General features: G+C 40.8%; 16 protein-coding genes. 7 read left to right on the forward strand and 9 right to left on the reverse strand.

Annotated elements, in window-relative coordinates:
* Entirely contained in the window at positions 1 to 222 is a 222-nt protein-coding gene (locus tag M2408_RS14965; protein ID WP_259183126.1) for a hypothetical protein, read from the reverse strand.
* Between the two features lie 287 nt (positions 223 to 509).
* Here M2408_RS14965 and folE point away from each other — a divergent pair, with 287 nt between their 5' ends.
* Entirely contained in the window at positions 510 to 1,175 is a 666-nt protein-coding gene (gene folE / locus M2408_RS14970) for a GTP cyclohydrolase I FolE (RefSeq protein ID WP_259183127.1), read from the forward strand.
* 102 nt (positions 1,176 to 1,277) lie between these two features.
* A complete protein-coding gene (locus tag M2408_RS14975; protein ID WP_259183128.1) occupies positions 1,278 to 2,297 on the forward strand; it encodes a GTP-binding protein in 1,020 nt (339 codons plus the stop codon).
* 142 nt (positions 2,298 to 2,439) lie between these two features.
* Here M2408_RS14975 and M2408_RS14980 read toward each other — a convergent pair whose 3' ends face one another.
* The 7 genes from M2408_RS14980 to M2408_RS15010 form a co-directional block, all read right to left on the reverse strand.
* Positions 2,440 to 3,861, reverse strand: coding sequence for a BT_3987 domain-containing protein (locus M2408_RS14980; protein ID WP_259183129.1), 1,422 nt, complete (start codon positions 3,859 to 3,861; stop codon positions 2,440 to 2,442).
* 29 nt (positions 3,862 to 3,890) lie between these two features.
* Entirely contained in the window at positions 3,891 to 5,036 is a 1,146-nt protein-coding gene (locus M2408_RS14985; RefSeq protein ID WP_259183130.1) for a DUF1735 and LamG domain-containing protein, read from the reverse strand.
* Between the two features lie 5 nt (positions 5,037 to 5,041).
* Positions 5,042 to 6,070: a glycoside hydrolase family 18 gene (locus M2408_RS14990; protein ID WP_259183131.1), complete on the reverse strand. Its 1,029-nt coding sequence runs from the start codon at positions 6,068 to 6,070 to the stop codon at positions 5,042 to 5,044.
* A 10-nt stretch (positions 6,071 to 6,080) separates the two neighbouring features.
* Entirely contained in the window at positions 6,081 to 7,646 is a 1,566-nt protein-coding gene (locus M2408_RS14995; protein WP_259183132.1) for a RagB/SusD family nutrient uptake outer membrane protein, read from the reverse strand.
* A 76-nt stretch (positions 7,647 to 7,722) separates the two neighbouring features.
* Positions 7,723 to 11,055 (reverse strand): SusC/RagA family TonB-linked outer membrane protein, encoded by a 3,333-nt coding sequence (locus M2408_RS15000; protein WP_259183133.1) that lies wholly within the window; start codon positions 11,053 to 11,055, stop codon positions 7,723 to 7,725.
* Between the two features lie 91 nt (positions 11,056 to 11,146).
* Positions 11,147 to 12,259 (reverse strand): FecR family protein, encoded by a 1,113-nt coding sequence (locus M2408_RS15005; protein ID WP_259183134.1) that lies wholly within the window; start codon positions 12,257 to 12,259, stop codon positions 11,147 to 11,149.
* 72 nt (positions 12,260 to 12,331) lie between these two features.
* Positions 12,332 to 12,937, reverse strand: a complete 606-nt coding sequence (locus M2408_RS15010; protein WP_120258845.1) for an RNA polymerase sigma factor — start codon at positions 12,935 to 12,937, stop codon at positions 12,332 to 12,334.
* 354 nt (positions 12,938 to 13,291) lie between these two features.
* Here M2408_RS15010 and M2408_RS15015 point away from each other — a divergent pair, with 354 nt between their 5' ends.
* The 3 genes from M2408_RS15015 (at position 13,292) to M2408_RS15025 (ending at position 15,589) form a co-directional block, all read left to right on the forward strand.
* On the forward strand, positions 13,292 to 14,032 hold the full coding sequence (locus tag M2408_RS15015) for an NIPSNAP family protein (protein WP_259183135.1): 741 nt from the start codon (positions 13,292 to 13,294) through the stop codon (positions 14,030 to 14,032).
* A gap of 178 nt (positions 14,033 to 14,210) precedes the next feature.
* The gene (locus M2408_RS15020; RefSeq protein ID WP_259183136.1) at positions 14,211 to 15,023 is read left to right on the forward strand and encodes a hypothetical protein; all 813 of its coding nucleotides are present in this window, start codon (positions 14,211 to 14,213) and stop codon (positions 15,021 to 15,023) included.
* Between the two features lie 173 nt (positions 15,024 to 15,196).
* A complete protein-coding gene (locus M2408_RS15025; protein WP_259183137.1) occupies positions 15,197 to 15,589 on the forward strand; it encodes a hypothetical protein in 393 nt (130 codons plus the stop codon).
* Here M2408_RS15025 and M2408_RS15030 read toward each other — a convergent pair.
* Positions 15,586 to 17,877 (reverse strand): glycoside hydrolase family 95 protein, encoded by a 2,292-nt coding sequence (locus M2408_RS15030; RefSeq protein ID WP_259183138.1) that lies wholly within the window; start codon positions 17,875 to 17,877, stop codon positions 15,586 to 15,588. The two genes, M2408_RS15025 and M2408_RS15030, sit on opposite strands and share 4 nt — an antisense overlap.
* 159 nt (positions 17,878 to 18,036) lie before the next feature.
* Here M2408_RS15030 and M2408_RS26380 point away from each other — a divergent pair, with 159 nt between their 5' ends.
* Both M2408_RS26380 and M2408_RS15035 read left to right on the forward strand, forming a co-directional pair.
* Positions 18,037 to 18,360: a DUF6660 family protein gene (locus tag M2408_RS26380; RefSeq protein ID WP_409049492.1), complete on the forward strand. Its 324-nt coding sequence runs from the start codon at positions 18,037 to 18,039 to the stop codon at positions 18,358 to 18,360.
* A gap of 222 nt (positions 18,361 to 18,582) precedes the next feature.
* A complete protein-coding gene (locus M2408_RS15035) occupies positions 18,583 to 19,464 on the forward strand; it encodes a bestrophin family protein (RefSeq protein ID WP_259183139.1) in 882 nt (293 codons plus the stop codon).
* Positions 19,465 to 19,536: the final 72 nt, after the last annotated feature.

The following is a 19,536-nucleotide window of genomic DNA, read 5'->3' on the forward strand; positions in this document are numbered from 1 at the left end:
TTATATTTTTTTCTCTTCTGAACCCAGCACAATACGCATCCATTTTTTTATATTCTCAAGGTGCTCCATTCCATAATTTGAAATAAATCGTTGCGTCTCCACATTGGAATGATCGTCATAAACTGCCAGACGTTGCCTGGCAAATTCTACCGTTAAAGGAATACCACATTTTTTTTCAATACACCACTTCCAGTCATCAAAGTTTTTAGGAATTATGCTCATTGTCTTCTTATTTAAAAACAAAACTAAGGACAATAATTCATAAAAGCAATTTAGTTGCATTTATATTTTTTTATCTATATTTGGATTATAAAGCGCAACGAGCTATACAATGAAGCTTATACGATTGATGCAACTCGATAAAAAATATTGAAATGAAGACCTTATATCTCATCTGTCCAACTGATTTCCTGGAAAGGATAATCCATTAGCTCATGAAAGGAAACTAGCCTTTCAAGGTTATCCATAATAAAGGGATAATAGGTACAAAAGTCATTACACCACTACAAATGAATACATTAAAAGATAAAAACACTTCCATAGATGACATAGGCGACTCACATGTCATGACCTCAATAGAAACTCCGATGCGGTCAGATGCTTTTGCGATCTCAGCATCAGAAAAAATAAACAGAATTGCCGAGCTCTTTTATGGTATAATGCATGAGCTTGGCCTTGACCTAAACGATGATAGCCTGAGCGGAACACCGCATAGAGTTGCTAAACTCTATATCAATGAGTTATTCTACGGGCTAAATCCGCTCAACAAACCAAATCTATCTACCTTTAGCAACAAATATGGTTACAATAAAATTTTGATCGAAAAAGATATCCGCGTGAATTCGGCATGCGAACATCATTTTCTTCCGATTGTAGGGAAGGCACATATTGGTTATCTGGCAAAGGAAAAAGTAATCGATCTTTCTAAATTGAACCGAATCGTTGATTATTACGCGCATAGACCACAAGTGCAGGAGCGATTAACCATTCAGATATTCAACGAATTAAAATCTATTTTACAGACGGATGATATCATTGTGGTCATCGAAGCAGATCATCTCTGTGTATCAGCGAGAGGAGTGAAAGACATTACAAGCAGTACGCTCACGGTAGAGCACGGTGGGGTCTTTTCAACAGCGGACAAAAGAGCTGAATTTTTTAACCTAATAAAATAAGTGCAGTTGCTTTCGACCTTTATTGCTAATTATTAACTACATACTGACCTGAAATGATGGATACAATCTACTTTAAAAGACACCAGATAGGAGTAAAATCACATGAATGATCTTGAGGCAAGACCAGTAACGATCTTGACAGGTTTTCTGGGAGCGGGAAAGACAACTTTTCTAAATGCGCTATTGAAGCATTATGCTGAACACCGTTTCGCTATTATTGAAAATGAAATCGGGCAATTGAATATTGATGGCATGTTATTGGCTAAAAATTATGGACAGCTTATCGAACTTCAAGATGGATGTATTTGTTGCACGCTAAACGATGATCTATATAGCGCCCTCGAAACGCTTCATGCCGACAGAGATAGTTTTGATGAATTGGTCATTGAGTGTACTGGCCTAGCAATGCCGAGTACCGTTATGGAGCCTTTCACGATCCACCCTATTTTTAAAGAATATTTTCCCTTAAAAAGAGTGATCTGCTTAATTGATGCAGAATTTATAACGGATCAGATGAAAGAAAGAGATGAAGTGCTCAGACAGATAACTGCTGCCGATATTCTCCTCATCAACAAAACCGAATCCGTACACCCTGATTATTTAAATGATCTACAAAAGTACTTGCTAACATTAAATCCTTTAGCAAGATTATTTTGCGCTACCAGCAAAAAACAATTTCCATTTGAGGAAATAGAGCAAGTGAGTTATTCTCATAACAACAATAAATCATTCTCACTGGTAAAAAACGATAAGCTATCTGCTGTAAAAGCGAAAACTTTTTCATCATCCGTGCAGCAACATCTTTCTGACATCTCCTATCGAACGTATATATTTCCTGAAGAATTTAATTATATAGATCTTTTTCTCGCACTCAGTAAGCTCGTTGGAAAGTATACGGATCGGATCTATAGAATGAAAGGAATAGGCTATAAAAGTGATAACAATAAAAAAATTGTCCTGCAGACGGTAGGGTCCCGAGTGGACATGGGCTACGGCGACTATTGGGAAGAAGGTGAAGAAAAAACAAATGTGCTTGTCTTTATTGGCAAAAAACTCGATCAATTAAATATTGAAACGCTACTGAATCAAATGCTGAAAATCCCAGCTTTCGAAAAAAAATAAAATGGGGCGGCCTTTGTTAACCTGATCGGTAATGCGACAAAACATGGAGAACCTCCTAATGAAATCGAAATAATAAATCAAAAAAGGCTGCCTTCCCGAAGGATGACAGCCTCAACCACCATTTATCCAAGATCATTCGAAATTACCAGTCTTTGCTGTAGATCTGGCTTCGATCGATAACGAGTTCATCGTCAAACAAGACTTTGGCAATATTTTGCAGTGCCCTAGTCTGTGTGCTATTAAAATTTGATCTGCTAGGATCCAATGCAAAAATCATGTGTGCACCAAATCCTCCGGCACGGATATTATTAAGAGCATTTGTTGATGGTATATAACCACGTGCATATTCCGCAGATGACATTCCCCATCCGGATTTTGGAAGCCCTGGAAAACTACTCGTCAAATCATAGGACTGGCCGTAATCATGTAAAGCATAATCCACATATTGTCCGGCCTCGGCTTCTTCAAGAGCGCTGGATCCACCAAAGTATCCTGTACTTGAATAGACATATACCATCGTTAGCTTATTGGGCATTGCCTGCTTTGTTTCATACACCAGACGGGCCGCAGCTTTGTTGGATGGTTCCACAAATCCTGGCGGCGGCGGGTACTGATAGGCCGAATACTCATCATCAAAAAATACCCCATCCAAATGATAGGCCTCACAAACAGCTTTAATTTCCTGCGCATATGCTTTAGCAGTAGCATCGGAAAGATTGGCCACTCCCGACCGGTCATGGTTGCCAAGGATACTTAAGATCACTTTCATCCCTTTATCCTGCAAAGGCTTGAGATATTTGGCACGATTGGCAAGCAGATGGGTGACGTTTGGATTGTGTGTTACTTTAACCTTACCCGTCGCCTCATCATAGTTAATATTGGACGAAAAGAGGATAACCATATCAATCAGGTACTTATCGCTATTCTTCAACTTCAGGCTAAGGTTACTTAGGGGATTAGCGTCATTTACCTCCATACAGCTTATAATTTTGATGCCTGTGCTCTTATCCGTCGAAGGGACTTTAGAGAGATCATTGACAAAAAGCAAAAGGTCACTTGAGCTCGACTGAACAGCTCCTGATTGCAGCGTTGTACTCAACGGAATAACATAGGGTTCCCGGCCATCAATCTCAGCGCCACTTTTTACCGATACTTTAACCGGACCGGAACTTATCGCACTGGCTTTCACTTCTACTTGTCCATTGCCCGAAAGCGTAACCAGATTTTTTGGAAAAGCCTTAAATGTGGTACCATTCTTTTTATTGTAAGCATTAAGTACTTCTTCATTGTAAATGACGCTCCCTGTTACCACTTGAGCATTGGGCTTGGAAAGCTGCAAAACAACTTCATAAACGCCCTCATTCCGGAACTCCAGATTCGACTGATCAACCTTGCCATCCGCGCCTTTTAAGAAACCGATAGACTCGCCTTTTACCTCATACTTAGACTCATCGACTGACTTTACCAGAATGGCATCATCTTTACAGGACTGAAAGGCTACCATCACAACAAGGGGCAACAGCGCCCAAATATAAAGGCTATGTATCTTTGCTAAAATTTTCATAATTATCATATTTATTTTATTACCACTGGTTATTTCGCCGGAAGCGATACCGCCGTCCACTTCAATGCCGTTTTTGCTGTTAGGTCATTTCCATTAACGGTATGATCTTTAATAACACTGCCACTTCCTTCGTTACATTTCCAATAGGCAACCAAGCCTTGTGCCGCAGGGTCTACTTCGTAAGGAGTACTGGCAATTTCGCCCATTGTACGTTCGATATTCCAGATACGACACTCCGAGATATCGCCCGCGAGGAAACGGTCATCGGCATAGGATCTGCCAATATAAAATCCGTCTTGCCCATTCACACCGAAGTTAACCGTGGATAAATTGGTATTTGCTTCGGACTGTAACTTTCCGTCAACATAGACTCGAATTTTCCTATCGACCCCATTAAAGGTCACCGCAATATGTACCCATTGGTTGGTCGGAAGCCCCTTTGTTGCGGCATCTGCTCCCGGTATATTACCTGCTGATGTCGCCACCTGGATCTGGTTTGGTGGAAAGTTGGCGTCTCCCAACCGAATCAGAAATCTCCCCTCAATACCCATAACTGTACTGATCATACGATCATAATTACGTACACGAACAAGCGCTTCTAGCGTAAACTTGGATAGATTATTTACCGCAGCTGGTGTCTTCCATTGATCGATATGCAGATTGTTGTTTTCAATATCTGCCACAACATCAATTAATGCCCCACCTCTAATGACATAATAAACTGTTTTTTGGCTTTCCAAGACCGCAACATTTCCCGGAATAATGGATACAGGAAGCACGTAAACTTTGTCTCGGTCCAGGGTATTGATCTTGTCAAATGCAATGGTCACCGGACTTGATTCCACGGCGCCCTGACTGATTTCGACATTATTGCTCGATAACCTATAGAAATTGGCCGGGAGTATTTCTGCTTTTTCATTGTAAATTTTAGCATAAGCATCCAGCTTCGGAGCGTCCACCGCCAGATCAACTCGCACGGCCGTGGATTCGAGATTGGCCATCCCGACTCTAATGTCAAACTGGGCTTGACCGACGGAAGGCTTGTTGATAATCCGCTCCAATTTTCCAGTGGAAATAAATACTTTGTTATCGAAGGATTCTTCGTTTTTACAGGCTGTAAAAAGGGTGAGCAACACCAATACTAACCCTAAAGAATAAATGTGTCTTTTTCTCATGGTCTTTATTTTACTTTGATTGCCGGATTTGTAATTTGAATAGCTTCGCGGCTATATTGATAGCTCTTCAATACATTGAAATAGTCATAAGCCAAATTTTTATAACCTATACCAGCGATGTGAATACTATTCTGTACGGCTGCTGCCCATCGAGCAGTAGCGATGGACGAACGGCTTCCGTTTTGGAAATAACCCAATTTGGCCTCATCTGCTTTATACGAAGTCATACTTGCTAGAACGATAAATTTGTCTGTCGGTATGCCGTCCACCGTTGCTGACAGGAGCGTATAGCTCAATCCACCAGTATCGACTGCATTTTCTGTGGGCAGAACAATGTAGCTTGCACGCTTTAAAATATCTTTGTTGATCAGGTTTTGCGGACTACCTTTAAAAAATAGACTTTTACCCGTGTTTTTTGTCAACCATGGATTTATAATCTGAAAGAAAAGATTCTCTTCTGCTTCCAGCTGCTCTTTTTCTTCCGGTGTCAGGTGCATCTGTTCTTTGCCCATATAGGAAAGTACCAGGCCCTGATAGGGAAATTTATCCACCGCCAATAGTATTGAACTCACGGTGTCGGTTAAGAAATTCTGAAACGTCACCGTGTTGTTTTCTTTTTTGGCGTAAGCAGTTTTAATTTGATTAAAATCAATCTCAAAAATTACTTTGCTCCCTTTCTTATTCAACAGATCGTTCATTTCACCTACTTCTCGGTCTACCAGATCCACAGGCGATTCCAGTACGATATAATCTAGGCTATCCGGAACTTTTGAAAAATGATCGCCCTGACTGGAGGGTGTCTTTTTATTGTTATTAAACCAGCCCATATTAATGGTATGCGGGCTGGTTTTGTAAGCTCGTAAATCTTCTAAATACTTAGCATAGAGCGCCGGATTTTGTTCTTCTATATCCGGACTTGCTATTTTCAGCGGCTCTGCTTCCGTCCATTTATTGCAGGAGACCATACCAGCCGCCGTTGCTCCAAGCAACAGGGCCAGGCTATATTTCTTTATCTTGAATAGTATTAAGTTCATAATGCAACGATTATTTTTTTACCCACCAAAGATCTGTTCCCATATTGTCGGCGCCTTTTAACAGGTTGCTGACGGCTTCGGTTACATTCTTGTTATTTTCTGTATACTCTTCCTGCGGATAAGGCAGACGACGAGCCATTCGTTTGCTGTCCACACGACCACCGCTGTTATTGACCATGACTTCCATTAACTTTGGATATCCTGTACGGCGATATTCTGTCCATGCTTCTACACCAAGCGGAAAATTGGCTATCCATTTCTGGGTAATGATGCGTTCCATTTTTTGTGCCGTCGTACTACTCTCTTCCCATTTAACTGTAATCGTGCTCGGTAGCCCTGCATAAGAAAAGACACCCAGGGGATCGATATATGCCGCGGGCTTATTGCTGCTGTTGTTTAGATAATCATCAGCTCCATTGACATTCCATTGCATAAAGGATAGACGGATTCCCTGATTATATAGGGTAGCGGCATCTGTGCCCCTCATATTCCATCCCTTTAAAGCAGCCTCGGCCTGTAGAAACGATGTTTCGGCCGCGTTAAACCAGAGCAGCTTATCCGTCTCAGTCACATTCATATTAGCATATTGTTTGGGGATGTCTCCACTCGGGATCTGTATTCCCGAACGTAGACCATGAAAGCCATTGCTGACAGTGCCACCAAAGGTTGAAGGGGTAAAATATTTGGCTCTCCGGGGATCTGCATATCCATTCATGTAGGAGGTGATATCTGCCGAAACACGTGAATCTCCATTGTTATATTCGTACATGATCACACGAAAGGGATTTCTGTTGATTGGCTTCACAAAGGCATTGTCGGCATTGTCACGGATGACGCCGATTTCGTGATTAACGGCCTCCTCGGCCTTCTGACGTGCTTTCGTAGGACTGACCTCGGAAATATGCATGGCAAGACGGAGTTTAATGGAATTGGCCAGTTTGATCCATTGCAATACATTACCGCTATACACCAGATCCGCCTTGCTAGAGAAATTCTGGGTCCTTCGTTCTGTCAATATCTTGATCGCATCATCCAACTGGGTAAATAGGAGATCATATACTTGTTCCTGGGAATCGTAGGGTGCCTCCAACGCTCCATTTTCACCAACTTTGGAGTAGGGTATAGGGCCGTAAATATCAGTCACACGAGACACTGCCAGCACTTTGATGATATCGGCAACAGCGTGGATAGAAGGATCACTTGAAACCTGTCTTATGGTTTTGGTCTGCACAAATAGCTTGGGCAATATATCATTAAACGGTACTCGGGACCAGCCATTTTCTGGATTGTAGGTCGCAAAGTTCTTCCCATTGAATCCATTATTGGAGTCTGCCAGATAGCCACCCATTGAACCGCCCAATAAACATTCAATAAATTGATTGGCGTTGACATCCAAAGGCACCACCCAGGCCTGTAGCCCGATCATTGCGGAGGAAAGCACATAAGCATCGCGCTCAACTTCCTCTGCTGTGGCACCGGCTGGATCAGTATTATATTTTTCAAAGTTTTTAGTACAGGAGAAAAGCGTGGCTGACGATAGCAGCACTCCCCAAAATAAAATCTTATATCTTTTCATAACTGTTATATATTTTAGAATTAACATTTGACGGATATACACTTAATCTTTTGGTAAAAAATAGTTCCATAATGAATTAAAATTTAAGACGAACGTTAAAGCCTAAATTCCGTGTACTCGGCGTCATAAAATAGTCTATTCCCTGATAATAGTTGCCTGTACTTGCTGTCGATTCGGGATCAAAAGGTGCCTTATTATAAATCATGAGGAGATTACGTCCTACCAGATTTACACTTAATGCGGCTTTGTTGCCCAAAAGTGATTTCGGAAAAGTATAACCAACTGTTGCTTCCTGCAGGCGCACATTGGTAGCACTATAAGTATAGAACTGCGGGATTCCCGAATTTGCGCCTACAACATTATAATAGGCTTCTGCATCGACAATGTCTGTACCGTTGACAGTAAAACCGCCATGGTCACGGGCTTGTGCCGAAGCTTCAGAAACACCATAGTAATCCATATAAGCTTGTGTTGCGGAATAGACGACTCCTCCAAAACGTGCCGCAAGCGTAAAATCAAGCATCCAATTTTTATATTGAAATGCATTTCGCCAGGCCATATTGGATTTAGGGAATATACTACCCAAATAAATATCCCCAACAGTGTTGCTGTTGACCACTTTGCCATCAGCTGTTACGTAGACTTTACCATTGTCGTCTCGTAACAAATCCGATAACGAGTAGAGGTCGCCTAGGGTCCCCCCTTCTTTAAGAATAAACCTTGCCTGTGAAAGTCCGCCGACATCCAGGCGGTTTTTATTGATTACAGCACCAGTTTCCGGATGTACATAACCTCGGACCAGCTCCTTGATCTTATTGCGATTTACCGTGAGGGTATAGTTCGAATTCCATTGCAATGCACCCCATTTCTTTTCGTAACCGAGGCCGACTTCAATACCCCTATTCACGACTTTACCTGTCTGTACATATAGCCGGTTGTATCCTGAAGATACCGAAAGCTGTGGGTTAAAAGTCTGATTGAGGGTGGTTGCATGATATAGTGTAAGGTCCAGATTAAATCCATTCAGAAATTTAGCATTCAACCCTACCTCAGCCGAATTGGTACGCTCAGGTTTAAGATCGCTGATCGGATAATGCGACAGGCCTTTATATTGCTGGGTGGCTACATCCCACTCATAGATCGGATTGGCCAGAAATTCCGGAAATGGTCTTCCTACTGAAGCGTAAGATGAACGTACTTTGAGGTACTGAAAAATATCCGAGATATCCACTAGCTGTGAAATCACCGCCGTCGCACCTATTGACGGATAGAAGAAAGATGAAGTTGTGGACTTGGGCCCTGCAAGATTGGAGTGCCAGTCGTTTCGGCCTGTAGCTGTTACGAAATAGGTGTTTTTATAACCGAGTTCCACACTGGCAAATACCGACTGCGACTCCCGGCTACGGTCAATCATAGGGGATTTTTTCCGGTCATCAATCTGGGTGATATCAAACTTGTTGGTCAGACCATTTTCGAGAATAGGTCCTCTGATGGGTAATGAGCTCGTTTTGTCATGCAGGATAATACCACCTAGGTTAGCCTGTAAGCTAAAATCATGGAATGACTTGTTGATGTTGGCCATGATATCACCATAGTATTGTGTTGATTTTTGTTCGTCAAGACCGAAGAAGCCATTTTTTGACCCCTCAGTGATCGTCGTATTGGTACTGGCATAGAGCTTTTCAGTAAACCTGCCAGTGGTATTGTCCATTCGGCCACGGGTAGATAGGTTTAACCAATCGTTTACCTGATAACTCAGGCTGGCATTGATCAAATAACGATCCTTTTTAGTTTCCCTGAGATTACGGTAGTTGATCCAATAAGGATTTTGTCCGACCACTTCATTTAGTCCCTGTGGCCAGTATTGTTCGTTAATCTTGCGCTGCACATTATAACGTTCGTACATCCGGATGGCTTCCCAATCATCCCCACGAGGGAATAGGTACGCGGTAGTCAGGGGGTTAGAATAGATCCCTTGATTAGTCATATTGAGATCGCGCTGCTTGATATAGTTCAGCCCTGCGTCCAATGTAAGCTTATCGTCCAGGAATTTAGCTGTATTACGAAAAGTAAAATTATAGCGGTCGTATTTATTATTGGGCACGATTCCCATTGCATTGACTGCTCCTGCCGAAACGTAGGTCTGATTTTTATCCGTTCCTGTAGATAAGGAAATCCCTTCGGTAGCGACAACACCGGTACGGAAGTAATCTTTAACGGGCGAATAATTGTAGTTATTTACGTCCGTCAATGCCGCTCCCCAGCTTTTATCATTCACTCCCGCGGCCAGGCTGGAACCTGTACCATAGCGATTTTGGAATGATGGCAGCACAAAGGCGTTCTGAAATTGGGTATTCTGTGTCAGGCTCAAGGAAGTTTTTCCGGCGACTCCTCTGCGCGTATTGATGACGATGGCACCATTTGCAGCATCTGATCCATAGAGGGCTGCAGCAGCAGCTCCGGTCAGCACCGACATGGATTCGATATCTTCTGGATTAAGATCTGCAATACCTTCGGAAGTACCTGTCGAGGAAAACTCAGATCCTTCAGTCGACTTTTTGTTGAACATCGGGATACCGTCTATGACGTAAAGTACGTTATTGTCCTGTTCAATGGTCTTAGCACCACGCATGACTACTTTGGCTGCTCCACCGATACCACCTGAACTGCTATTGATGGTCACACCGGCAATCTTGCCGTTGAGTGAGTTGATCATATTGGCATCGCGGACCTGTGTGAGGTCATCACCTTTCACTTGTTGAACATTATAGCTGAGCGCCTTTTCGGAGCGTTTAATCCCCAATGCAGTCACAACAACTTCGTCGATGGTCGCCTGTTCCTGAGCGAGCTGAACCTGAATTTCCTTGTTTAACACGCTTACAGTAACTTCTTGTGGCACATAGCCAACATAGCGTATAGCGAGCACATCTCCAGGTCTGACATCAGGAAGGGTAAAAATCCCCTCGGCATTTGAGCGGGCGCCTTTATTGCTTCCTTTTATCGTTACACTCGCTCCCGCCAGCGGCTTACCTGTCTGGTCCACAACCTTCCCTTGAAGGGGCTGTTGTTGTATGACCTTCGGTGTTTGCACTGCGCTGCCGAACGTATCCTTTGCCGGCAAAGCTTTTATCAGTAAAGTATTATCCTTTTGTTCGTAGGACAGTTGTTGCCCCTGAAGCAACATGTTCATAACCTGTTGCAGGGGTGCATTTTTGAATTCGACATTCAGCAGGCGATTGTCATCCAAAATCTGACTGGAATACAGTACATTAAAACCAGTCTGTTTTTTGATTTCCCGAATGAGGTCTATGGCTTTGATCCGTTGCTTGCGCAATGTGATATTTGCCTGTCCCGCAGCTGATATGGAAATCTGAAGCATAAGCATAGAGATGCCTATAGTTCTTATCATTTGAAATGATTTAAACCACATAATTACGTTGGATTTTAATTGATTCTATTGAGTTTATAAAAGCTATAACTGCCCCGAAGGGACTTTTTGGTTATTGATTACTAATCACAATTGTTCGGTTTTTGATCTCAAAATCAAGTTTTGAGGTGACGCTCAAGAGATGAAGGACTTCCTCAACCTTTGCATACCGGGATATCTCACCATTGAACATCACTTTCTTCGTGTCCACATCTTTAAACGTATATTGAACGTTGTACCATCTGCCTATGCGTTCCATGATTGAAACTAGATTTTCATTTCTGAAAATAAAGGAATTATTTTTCCAATCCACAAAATCGTTCACATCGACATCCTTCACGACAATACGATCGGCTTCCACCCTCGCCTGTTGTCCCGGACGCAGCTTTTGTGTCTTGTTGACCAATACTGACCCCTCAAGCAATGTCGTCAGTTTTTGAGAGGAATGATAGGTATTCACGTTAAAAACAGTGCCCAATACTTGGATTTCCTGCTGATCTGATTTCACTATAAAAGGACGTCTCGGGTCTTTGGTGACATCAAAATATCCCTCACCCTTTAATTCAACAACACGCTTGGGCTGATGCTGCATATTAACCGCAAACCGTAAAGACGATTCGGCATTTAGGGTGACTTGAGATCCATCGGGAAGAATCACTTCATACTGACCACCTCTTGGAGTTTCGATGCTATTGTAGCCAGCTCCAGTAACAAGATTAGGGTCTATTTTATACTGCAATCGGCCGGCAGCATTTTTTGTGATCACAACGCCCTGATCTCTTGTCGCTTCGGCATTATTCGGTGTCAGTGCAATCTGGCGGCCATCGCTCAAGGTTAATACAGCTTTATTCTCACCAGGTAAAATTTCATTTGCCAGCAATTCAGCTGCAGAATCCTTTAGTGTCTGACGTTGAAGGATAAAATAGCCACCAATAGCCAGGCAAAATAGTACAACTGCCGCCGCAGCCCAACGGTAGTATACGGGTATTCGGACCTTTTTGATTGATTTAGGATTAGCCTTGGCGTCGATGTACCGCCATACCCGTTCTTTATCCTGCGGACTGAACGACTCTTCATTGATAACTTGTTGCTGCTCGAACCACAATTCCAATAGCTGCCGTTCTTCGACAGAACAGGTACCCTTTGCATACTTATCCAGTAATAGTTTTATTTTATCCTTGGTCATAATTGATTATTTTTTTCCCCTAATCAAATACATGTTGCACAAGTATCCCTTATGGGGTATAAAAAATTTCAATTATTTTTTTTCGTAGAGATAGGCAATGATAACGAGCCCCTCAATGGTCTTATGTCCAAGCTTATAGCGGAAAATCTTAAGAACATTCTGAACCTGTTTACGAACTGTCTTTTCGGAAATCCCCAATTGTTCAGCAATTTCTTTATAGGTTAGATGTTCTTGTCTGCTCAGGCGAAATACTTCTTGGGCTCGTGGTGGAAGTTTTTCTAACTGACGGTCCAAAAAGTGTTGCAGCTCTTTTTCCTGGATTTGCCCTAAAATTGGATCATAGAATGGTGTCACAAAATTGATTATGCTCTGGATGTGATTATCCCTGTATTTCTTCTTCCGCAACTGATAAAGCGCCTGCTTACGGACGGACATGTAGAGCCATGCGCCGAGATTATCAATCTGAATAACTTCCCGCCGTACCCAAAGTGCAGAAAAAACTTCCTGAATGATATCTTCACGATCCGCTGTATCGAGCTCGATTTTTTGTGAGAAGCTATATAGTTTGGCGGCAAACCGGTTATAGACTTCGGTGAATGCTGCATAATCTCCCCGTTGTATTTCGGAAAGCAATTCCTCTTCGGACCAACTGAAATAGTGTTTATCAGCGTTTCCCATTCTTTTCACGTTAAGTTTATAAGCTATTTATTTACAGTAAATATAACAGATATCTAAGAAGATCGGAAATTATGCTATAGCCAATCTGAATTTCTTTATTGCCAATATTATAACCGGGCAGAGCAAATTGTATTTTACCGTCTTGCGTAACAGGATACTCGTAGATTCTATTCCGGTAACTCAATACCAAATAGCATGGTTGGATTCTAACAGCTGTATTGTACAAAAAAAATCATATTTTTAATCTATATTATTCTTAATAATAAGAAAACAAAAAATAATAATCTAAATCTATAAAACTAAATGTTAAACATGGTGAGATCTATGAATCCGGGACATCGGTTGTTAATCCTATTGATTTTTATCAGTAGTCAGTTCAGCTGTTTTGCCAGCACAGCAACTACTTATTTTCAATTAAAGGTTTATCACTTCCAAACCACAGAACAGGAACAGGTGATCGATGGTTTTCTTGAAAAAACCTACTTGCCAGCTATGCACAAATTAGGATTTAAAGAGATTGCCGTTTTCAAACCGATTGACAATAAGGATAAAACAGATAAATTAATTTACGTATTCAGCTCATCGGCTAATCTTGAAAAATATGCGAGTCTTGAAGTAGATATTTTAAAAGATAAAAGATATTTAGCATCGGGAAAGCAGTACTTAGAGGCCGCATATAACCATCCTCCCTATTCAAGGATTGAAACGATTTTAATGAAAGCCTTTGAGGGGATGCCATTTCTTTCTCTTCCAAAATTAAACGCAGATAAAAGTGAACGTATTTACGAACTGAGAAGCTATGAAGCGCCAACGGAAAAGTTATCCGCAAATAAAATCTCCATGTTTAATAATGGTGAGATCGATATCTTCAAAAAACTGAATTTTAATGCTGTTTTTTATGGTCAAGTTATTGCAGGTAGCACAATGCCTAATTTAATTTATCTTACGACTTTCGAAAACATGACAGAGCGCGATGCACATTGGAAAGCTTTTGGACCTTTGTATAAACCAATGGCTGACATGCCACAATACCAGAATAATGTTTCTAAAAACGTAACTACCCTTTGTAGGCCAACAGATTATTCAGATATATAATAAAAATAAGGAACTGTCCTTTGAAAAAATTGGCCAGTCCTTTCCGAATGAATCTTAAAAAAAGAGGATATAAAGAAGCGCCCTTAGGAGTTAAAATGTCCGGCAGAAACCAGATTGGTCCAAACCGGAATGATCTAAGCAAAAAACAGAAAAGAAATTTGATAAAATCACTTTAAGCATGAAAATAATTTTTACTGTACTTTTAATTAGCCTAATGGCAATTACATATGGACAAGCGTCAAAAGAACAACATTTTGATTTAGTTGACTTCAACAAAAAGAGAGAAATTGCCGAATGGCTGTACAAATATGACATGATTGCTTGGCAAACTTCGGACAGTGTCTTAGCCCAGGACAAAAAAGACTTGGCGCGATTGGGGGGAGAGTGGTTTTGTTTAGAAAAAGACGGCATCTGGCATGCAGTTTATGGAAGGTATCAAAACAATGCTTTTGACCTTGTATTTCACTTTAAAGTTGACAAAACCGGTCAGGTAAGAAAAACTACAGAAATAATCGACACGACGTTGACACACCGCTTTTCTAGGGCATTACAGACCGCAGCAGGCCTGATGAAACAGTACAATGAAGGTGTCAATTTGAAATTTAATCAATATATCAGAGAAAATGCAGATCAAACAATTTCCGTCTGGATTTTGCCTGCATTTCAACCTAATCAAACTGCTGTCTACGGAGGAGAATTTTGCTACACTTTTGACCCCAGTGGAACGAAAATACTGAAAGATGAGAGTTATTTTAAGGGACAATTTAAGGGTTTCAAAGTTGACAAGCCTCGAGAAATAGGACTTGACTACCCGGAGATGGAAAAGCCTTCATTAGGAGCGATATTTTTTGCGTGGTATTACAAATCCTACTTTACAAAAATTATTATTGAAAATTCGCAAAATATTAGCTTACTTCTTAAAACTGACAACGGCTGGGATTGGATACATGGTCCTAAAGAAGCCGAAAATGACTCTAATGAGGATAGATAGTCTATTTATTAAATTAATCCTACGGATAAAAAAAATGAATATCATAAAAAGAAGTAATAACTTAGAAATATGCGTTCGAGTATTTTGAGATCAAAGAGGATAACGGAAATATGCTAAAAAAAATCAATAACAGGTTTAGTTTTTTATCTTCAGTTGAAAAAGGAGCAATCCTTTTGAGCATAATACTATTGATTACCTCCCTGACGATGCCCGCTGTCTTTGTCGATCGCGGTGGGGAATATCCTGAAGAGATAGGTAGTCTAGTCATGTTTTTAATGGGCTGGTTATCGCCTCTAGCTGGAGCTATTGTATTATTCCTATTTTGGTGTGCTAATCCGATCTATCTGCTTTCCATTTGTGCCACATTAAACCGTAACAAAAAAGCTGGATTTTATATAAGTCTAATTCCCTGCTTAGTCGCGCTCGCATTCACACAAATGGACAAAATTATGACCAGTGAATCGGGATCCGAATCGACCATAACATCACTAGGTCCCGGTTATTTTTTATGGCTGAGCAGTTTCCTTATCTTAACCATTGGAATTGGAATAAAATTGAAAATTTAACCCATTGGCTTAATGGTCAACAAGCCCCCCTGTTTTGCGATAAGCTTCAAATATCCATTTTTTTTACGTTCGATCTTAAATCCATTATTTTGGACTTCACGGTAAGCAGCAAAAGGTAATTTCAAGATGGTTTCCCCTCCTTTTTCGGCATAGATCTTCACTTCGGAAACCAATCCATCCACGCGTTTGGCACTCACCAAAAATGCTCCTTCTGCACGCAGCTGATCAAAAGTAATGTTCTTCCACGCTGCTGGTACAGCAGGCATAATCTCAATAAAGCCAGCATAGCTTTGCAAAAGCATCTCCTGTATGCCGGCCGCAAAAGCAAAATTCCCCTCCAAAGTAAACGGACGATACGTAAACTTAGATAGGCCTGATTTTGTCTGGTCGCCATTCAAATGGAAGCTATTGATCGAACAAAATGCTTCAGCAAAAATCTTCAATGCCCTAGCCGCCCCCGCTCCGTCTTTAGCTCTTGCCTTAAGGTTCCCCAACCAAGAATAAGAGTAACCACACCAATAATCCGGTCCCACAGCGTCCAGTTGTGCTATGCTATGACGGATGATAGACTGCGCTTTAGCCCCATCCTCCCATTTGATTAGTCCTAAGGGATGAATTGCCATCATATTGGAAAAATGGCGATGTGACTGATTATAATCCATCGATGGCGCAAACTTAAATTCATCATTAGCTGTCAACGCATAGTCGCCAAACTCATTCAAAATAGTAGTCCAATGTGCGGCTTCACTTGTAAGGCCAAGATCTGTAGCCAATTTCGCAGCGATTCCAAAAGTATACTTCATCAATGCCAGGTCGTAATTTGTATTCTGCAAAAACCAAGCGTTCAGACTATTATCATTGATCTCCGGACTCGCACTAATTTCCAATTGACGGTATCCCCGGACATCTTTAACCGTCAGCTTTTCCAATAAACTAGCAGTCTTTTTCAGCCATGGGTATGCCTTGTTCTTCAAAAATTCTCGGTCCATACTATATCGCCATTGCAGGTAATAATGCTGTGCGAGCCAAGAAGATACCGTTGGTGATAATGAATACTGTATCCATCCACCCATTTCAGTACCATCCAAAGTTGTCACTCCAGGCACTGCTAGACCATCTATACCGAAAAACATCTTGGTATAACGTAGATAATTGTCTTTGTTCTCTTCTAAATGATTGATATAACCCATTGCTTCGTCCAGATGATTAGCACTATAAGCGGGCCAATAACTCAACTGTGTATTGAGATCGTGATGGTAGTCACCTTTCCATGGCGGTATCCGTCCATTATCGGCGGTCCATACACCTTGCAGTGAAATAGGTGGCGCATCTTTACGGGCCAACGAACCCAATTTATACTGTTCAAGATACCATTGTTTTTCCAACTTTTGATCGGGAATCTGTATTGCGGACTTGCTCCAGAAGGTTTCCCACCAAGAGCTATGAGCTTTCAAATCTTCCTTGAATGATTTTGCAAGTGCAGTTTCGGTTATATGAGAGGCTTCAGTCACGACCTTATTCGGGTAATGACTGGAGATCGTCCAGACTCCCTCTACGATAGTGTTTCCGACTTTTTTCCATCTGACCGAGATGATATACTGAAATCCTCCCCATCCTTCCTGCCGATAGGTGATGTGGTCACCGTTGCGTTTGATATCTCCTTGTTTATAACCCAATCGAGCCAAATCATCTCCACCTACGGGATTTCCTGATACTGTCACATCACCTTGGTACCGAGGTGATGCGATTTGTGGCTCAAAATTATCTTTTACATTTTCAAACCGGAACCATCCATATTGTTTCTCAGCATTTACGAAGGTTTGAAGTTTTGTTCCGCCCGACCACTGTACCTCACAAAGTGCATTGTTTAACGAAAGATGCGCGCGCCTTACCTCGCCCCAACCTTTAGTATCAAACTCCAATGCCCCTCCGGGTATTTTGGTCGGCCCAGGCTCTCGATCATATGGCTCGTCAAAATACTCCTGAACGGGCCGATAATCCTTCTTCTTAACCTGATCAATAATCCATTGAAAACTAAATTCTTTTCTATGCAAGCCCTTCATCGGACGCATATCCCACAGGTCTGCCCTATCCAATGAAAAACGAAGTTTGTCTTGCTTTTGCCAGACCAATGCTCCTAACCACCCATTACCTATAGGTAAAGCTTCGTCCCATTGATTTGCCAAAGTAGTAAACGAAAGATCATGCTCGGCTTTCGTTTGAGCCTTTGATAGCAATGTGAACAGGAAAAAAAAGAGTCCAAAGCTAATGGATAGTTTTATATTCATAATTTATTAGGGTTATTACGATCATAAACTTACTATTTACGACTGAAAATCCAGTAAACGTAACTGATAAATCACATTAATCATCAAGAATGCTTCATTCGAGGCAGCGTTTTTTCCGTTGCCATTAAATTGAATTATTTTTTTTATAATTGTATTATTATGAAATGGATAGCAACATTCTTATTAGTTGTCATATTTGCTCTTTTCATGGTCCCATGTGGTGATACCAGTATGAATAGTAGTCGTATTGGTTCAACAGAAAATGAAATAGTTCATGATCATAATTCGAATGAAGATGATATCTGTACACCCTTCTGTTATTGCTGTTGCTGTGGTAGTTTGGCGCTGAACACACAATTTATCCCCCACAAATATAGTATCCTGCCAATATTGTTTTTTTCAAAAAGAAAATTAAAAAAAACACCTTCTTTTTTTGCAGATTATTTAAATAATATCTGGCAGCCTCCAAAGTTCTATTGTTAATACCATACCTTTCCCTCTTCCGCTAGTTGGAAAATTTATTCCCGTAAAAAAGATTGTAGTGATGATGATCTAAAATATGCTGATCTACATTTTCTATGTATACCACAATCTCTTTAATCGGGTAAACTAGCACAAATTTTTAAGAAGATCCAGAAGATTTTTCTTAAAAACTGTACGAAAGTGATGTTTATTTATCATTTCAACTCTCTTTATTATTGAATTATGTTATTAAATCGAAAAATATCTATTTGGTACTTCATCAATGAAGTAAAAAAACCTGTTTTTTTTGTTTGTCTGTTTGGTCTTTTCATTAGTATTATGGATTTGCTTCCAATACTGCAAAAAATTTCTATTCCCCCAAGTATCCCCGCTCTCCTCGGTACAGCTGTTTCTCTACTACTTGCTTTTAGGACTGCGCAATCTTATGAGCACTGGTGGGAAGCACGCACAATATGGGGAGCTATAGTGAATGACTCTCGTACCCTTTTAAGGCAGATTATTCAATTTGTACCTGAGAACAACAATAATATGATCCGAGAATTTGCCGACAGGCAGATTATTTGGGTTTATGCGCTTGGAGAGTCCCTCCGGAAGCAGTCTTATTCACCTTCAGTCCAAGCTTACCTTTATATCAATGGAATCAGAGGACAGAATATACCAAACATATTGCTGGACAAGCATTCGGAGATGGTAAAACAACTTGCAAAAGATGGAATAGTAACAAATTTTAATCAATTTCAACTTAATGAAACGATAGCTCGACTATGTGATAGCATGGGAAAATGCGAACGAATCAAAAACACAGTTTTCCCGAGATCTTATAGCTTATTAGTGCATACATTGATTTATGTCTTTGCGGCTATATTACCTTTTGGAATGGACGACTCCCAATTAATTGTAGAAATTGTCATAACCATGCTTTTATCTATCGTCTTTGTGGCCATTGAGAAAACAGCCATTATCATGCAGGATCCGTTTGAAAACACGCCCGTAGATACTCCTATGACTGCACTTGCACAAACAATAGAAAGCAATATTCGGGAAATGACAGGAATGGAAAATGTACCGGTAAAGAATAAACAGCAACTTTATTATCAGATGTAAAATTTCGTCGCCTCAAGTGAATTTGTATTAAAATTTGGTGTATTAAATCGAGCTATTAACATAGGTAAATAG

The organism is Sphingobacterium sp. BIGb0165 (assembly GCF_024810095.1).
Lineage (GTDB): Bacteria > Bacteroidota > Bacteroidia > Sphingobacteriales > Sphingobacteriaceae > Sphingobacterium > Sphingobacterium detergens.

Coding starts and splice junctions, on each gene's coding strand:
- folE (WP_259183127.1), top strand. CDS start 510: ATGAATACATTAAAAGATAAAAACACTTCCATAGATGACATAGGCGAC.
- M2408_RS15005 (WP_259183134.1), bottom strand. CDS start 12,259: ATGACCAAGGATAAAATAAAACTATTACTGGATAAGTATGCAAAGGGT.
- M2408_RS15035 (WP_259183139.1), top strand. CDS start 18,583: ATGTTATTAAATCGAAAAATATCTATTTGGTACTTCATCAATGAAGTA.
- M2408_RS15020 (WP_259183136.1), top strand. CDS start 14,211: ATGAAAATAATTTTTACTGTACTTTTAATTAGCCTAATGGCAATTACA.
- M2408_RS15030 (WP_259183138.1), bottom strand. CDS start 17,877: ATGAATATAAAACTATCCATTAGCTTTGGACTCTTTTTTTTCCTGTTC.
- M2408_RS14995 (WP_259183132.1), bottom strand. CDS start 7,646: ATGAAAAGATATAAGATTTTATTTTGGGGAGTGCTGCTATCGTCAGCC.
- M2408_RS15010 (WP_120258845.1), bottom strand. CDS start 12,937: ATGGGAAACGCTGATAAACACTATTTCAGTTGGTCCGAAGAGGAATTG.
- M2408_RS14990 (WP_259183131.1), bottom strand. CDS start 6,070: ATGAACTTAATACTATTCAAGATAAAGAAATATAGCCTGGCCCTGTTG.
- M2408_RS14965 (WP_259183126.1), bottom strand. CDS start 222: ATGAGCATAATTCCTAAAAACTTTGATGACTGGAAGTGGTGTATTGAA.
- M2408_RS14975 (WP_259183128.1), top strand. CDS start 1,278: ATGAATGATCTTGAGGCAAGACCAGTAACGATCTTGACAGGTTTTCTG.
- M2408_RS15000 (WP_259183133.1), bottom strand. CDS start 11,055: ATGATAAGAACTATAGGCATCTCTATGCTTATGCTTCAGATTTCCATA.
- M2408_RS14980 (WP_259183129.1), bottom strand. CDS start 3,861: ATGAAAATTTTAGCAAAGATACATAGCCTTTATATTTGGGCGCTGTTG.
- M2408_RS26380 (WP_409049492.1), top strand. CDS start 18,037: ATGAAATGGATAGCAACATTCTTATTAGTTGTCATATTTGCTCTTTTC.
- M2408_RS14985 (WP_259183130.1), bottom strand. CDS start 5,036: ATGAGAAAAAGACACATTTATTCTTTAGGGTTAGTATTGGTGTTGCTC.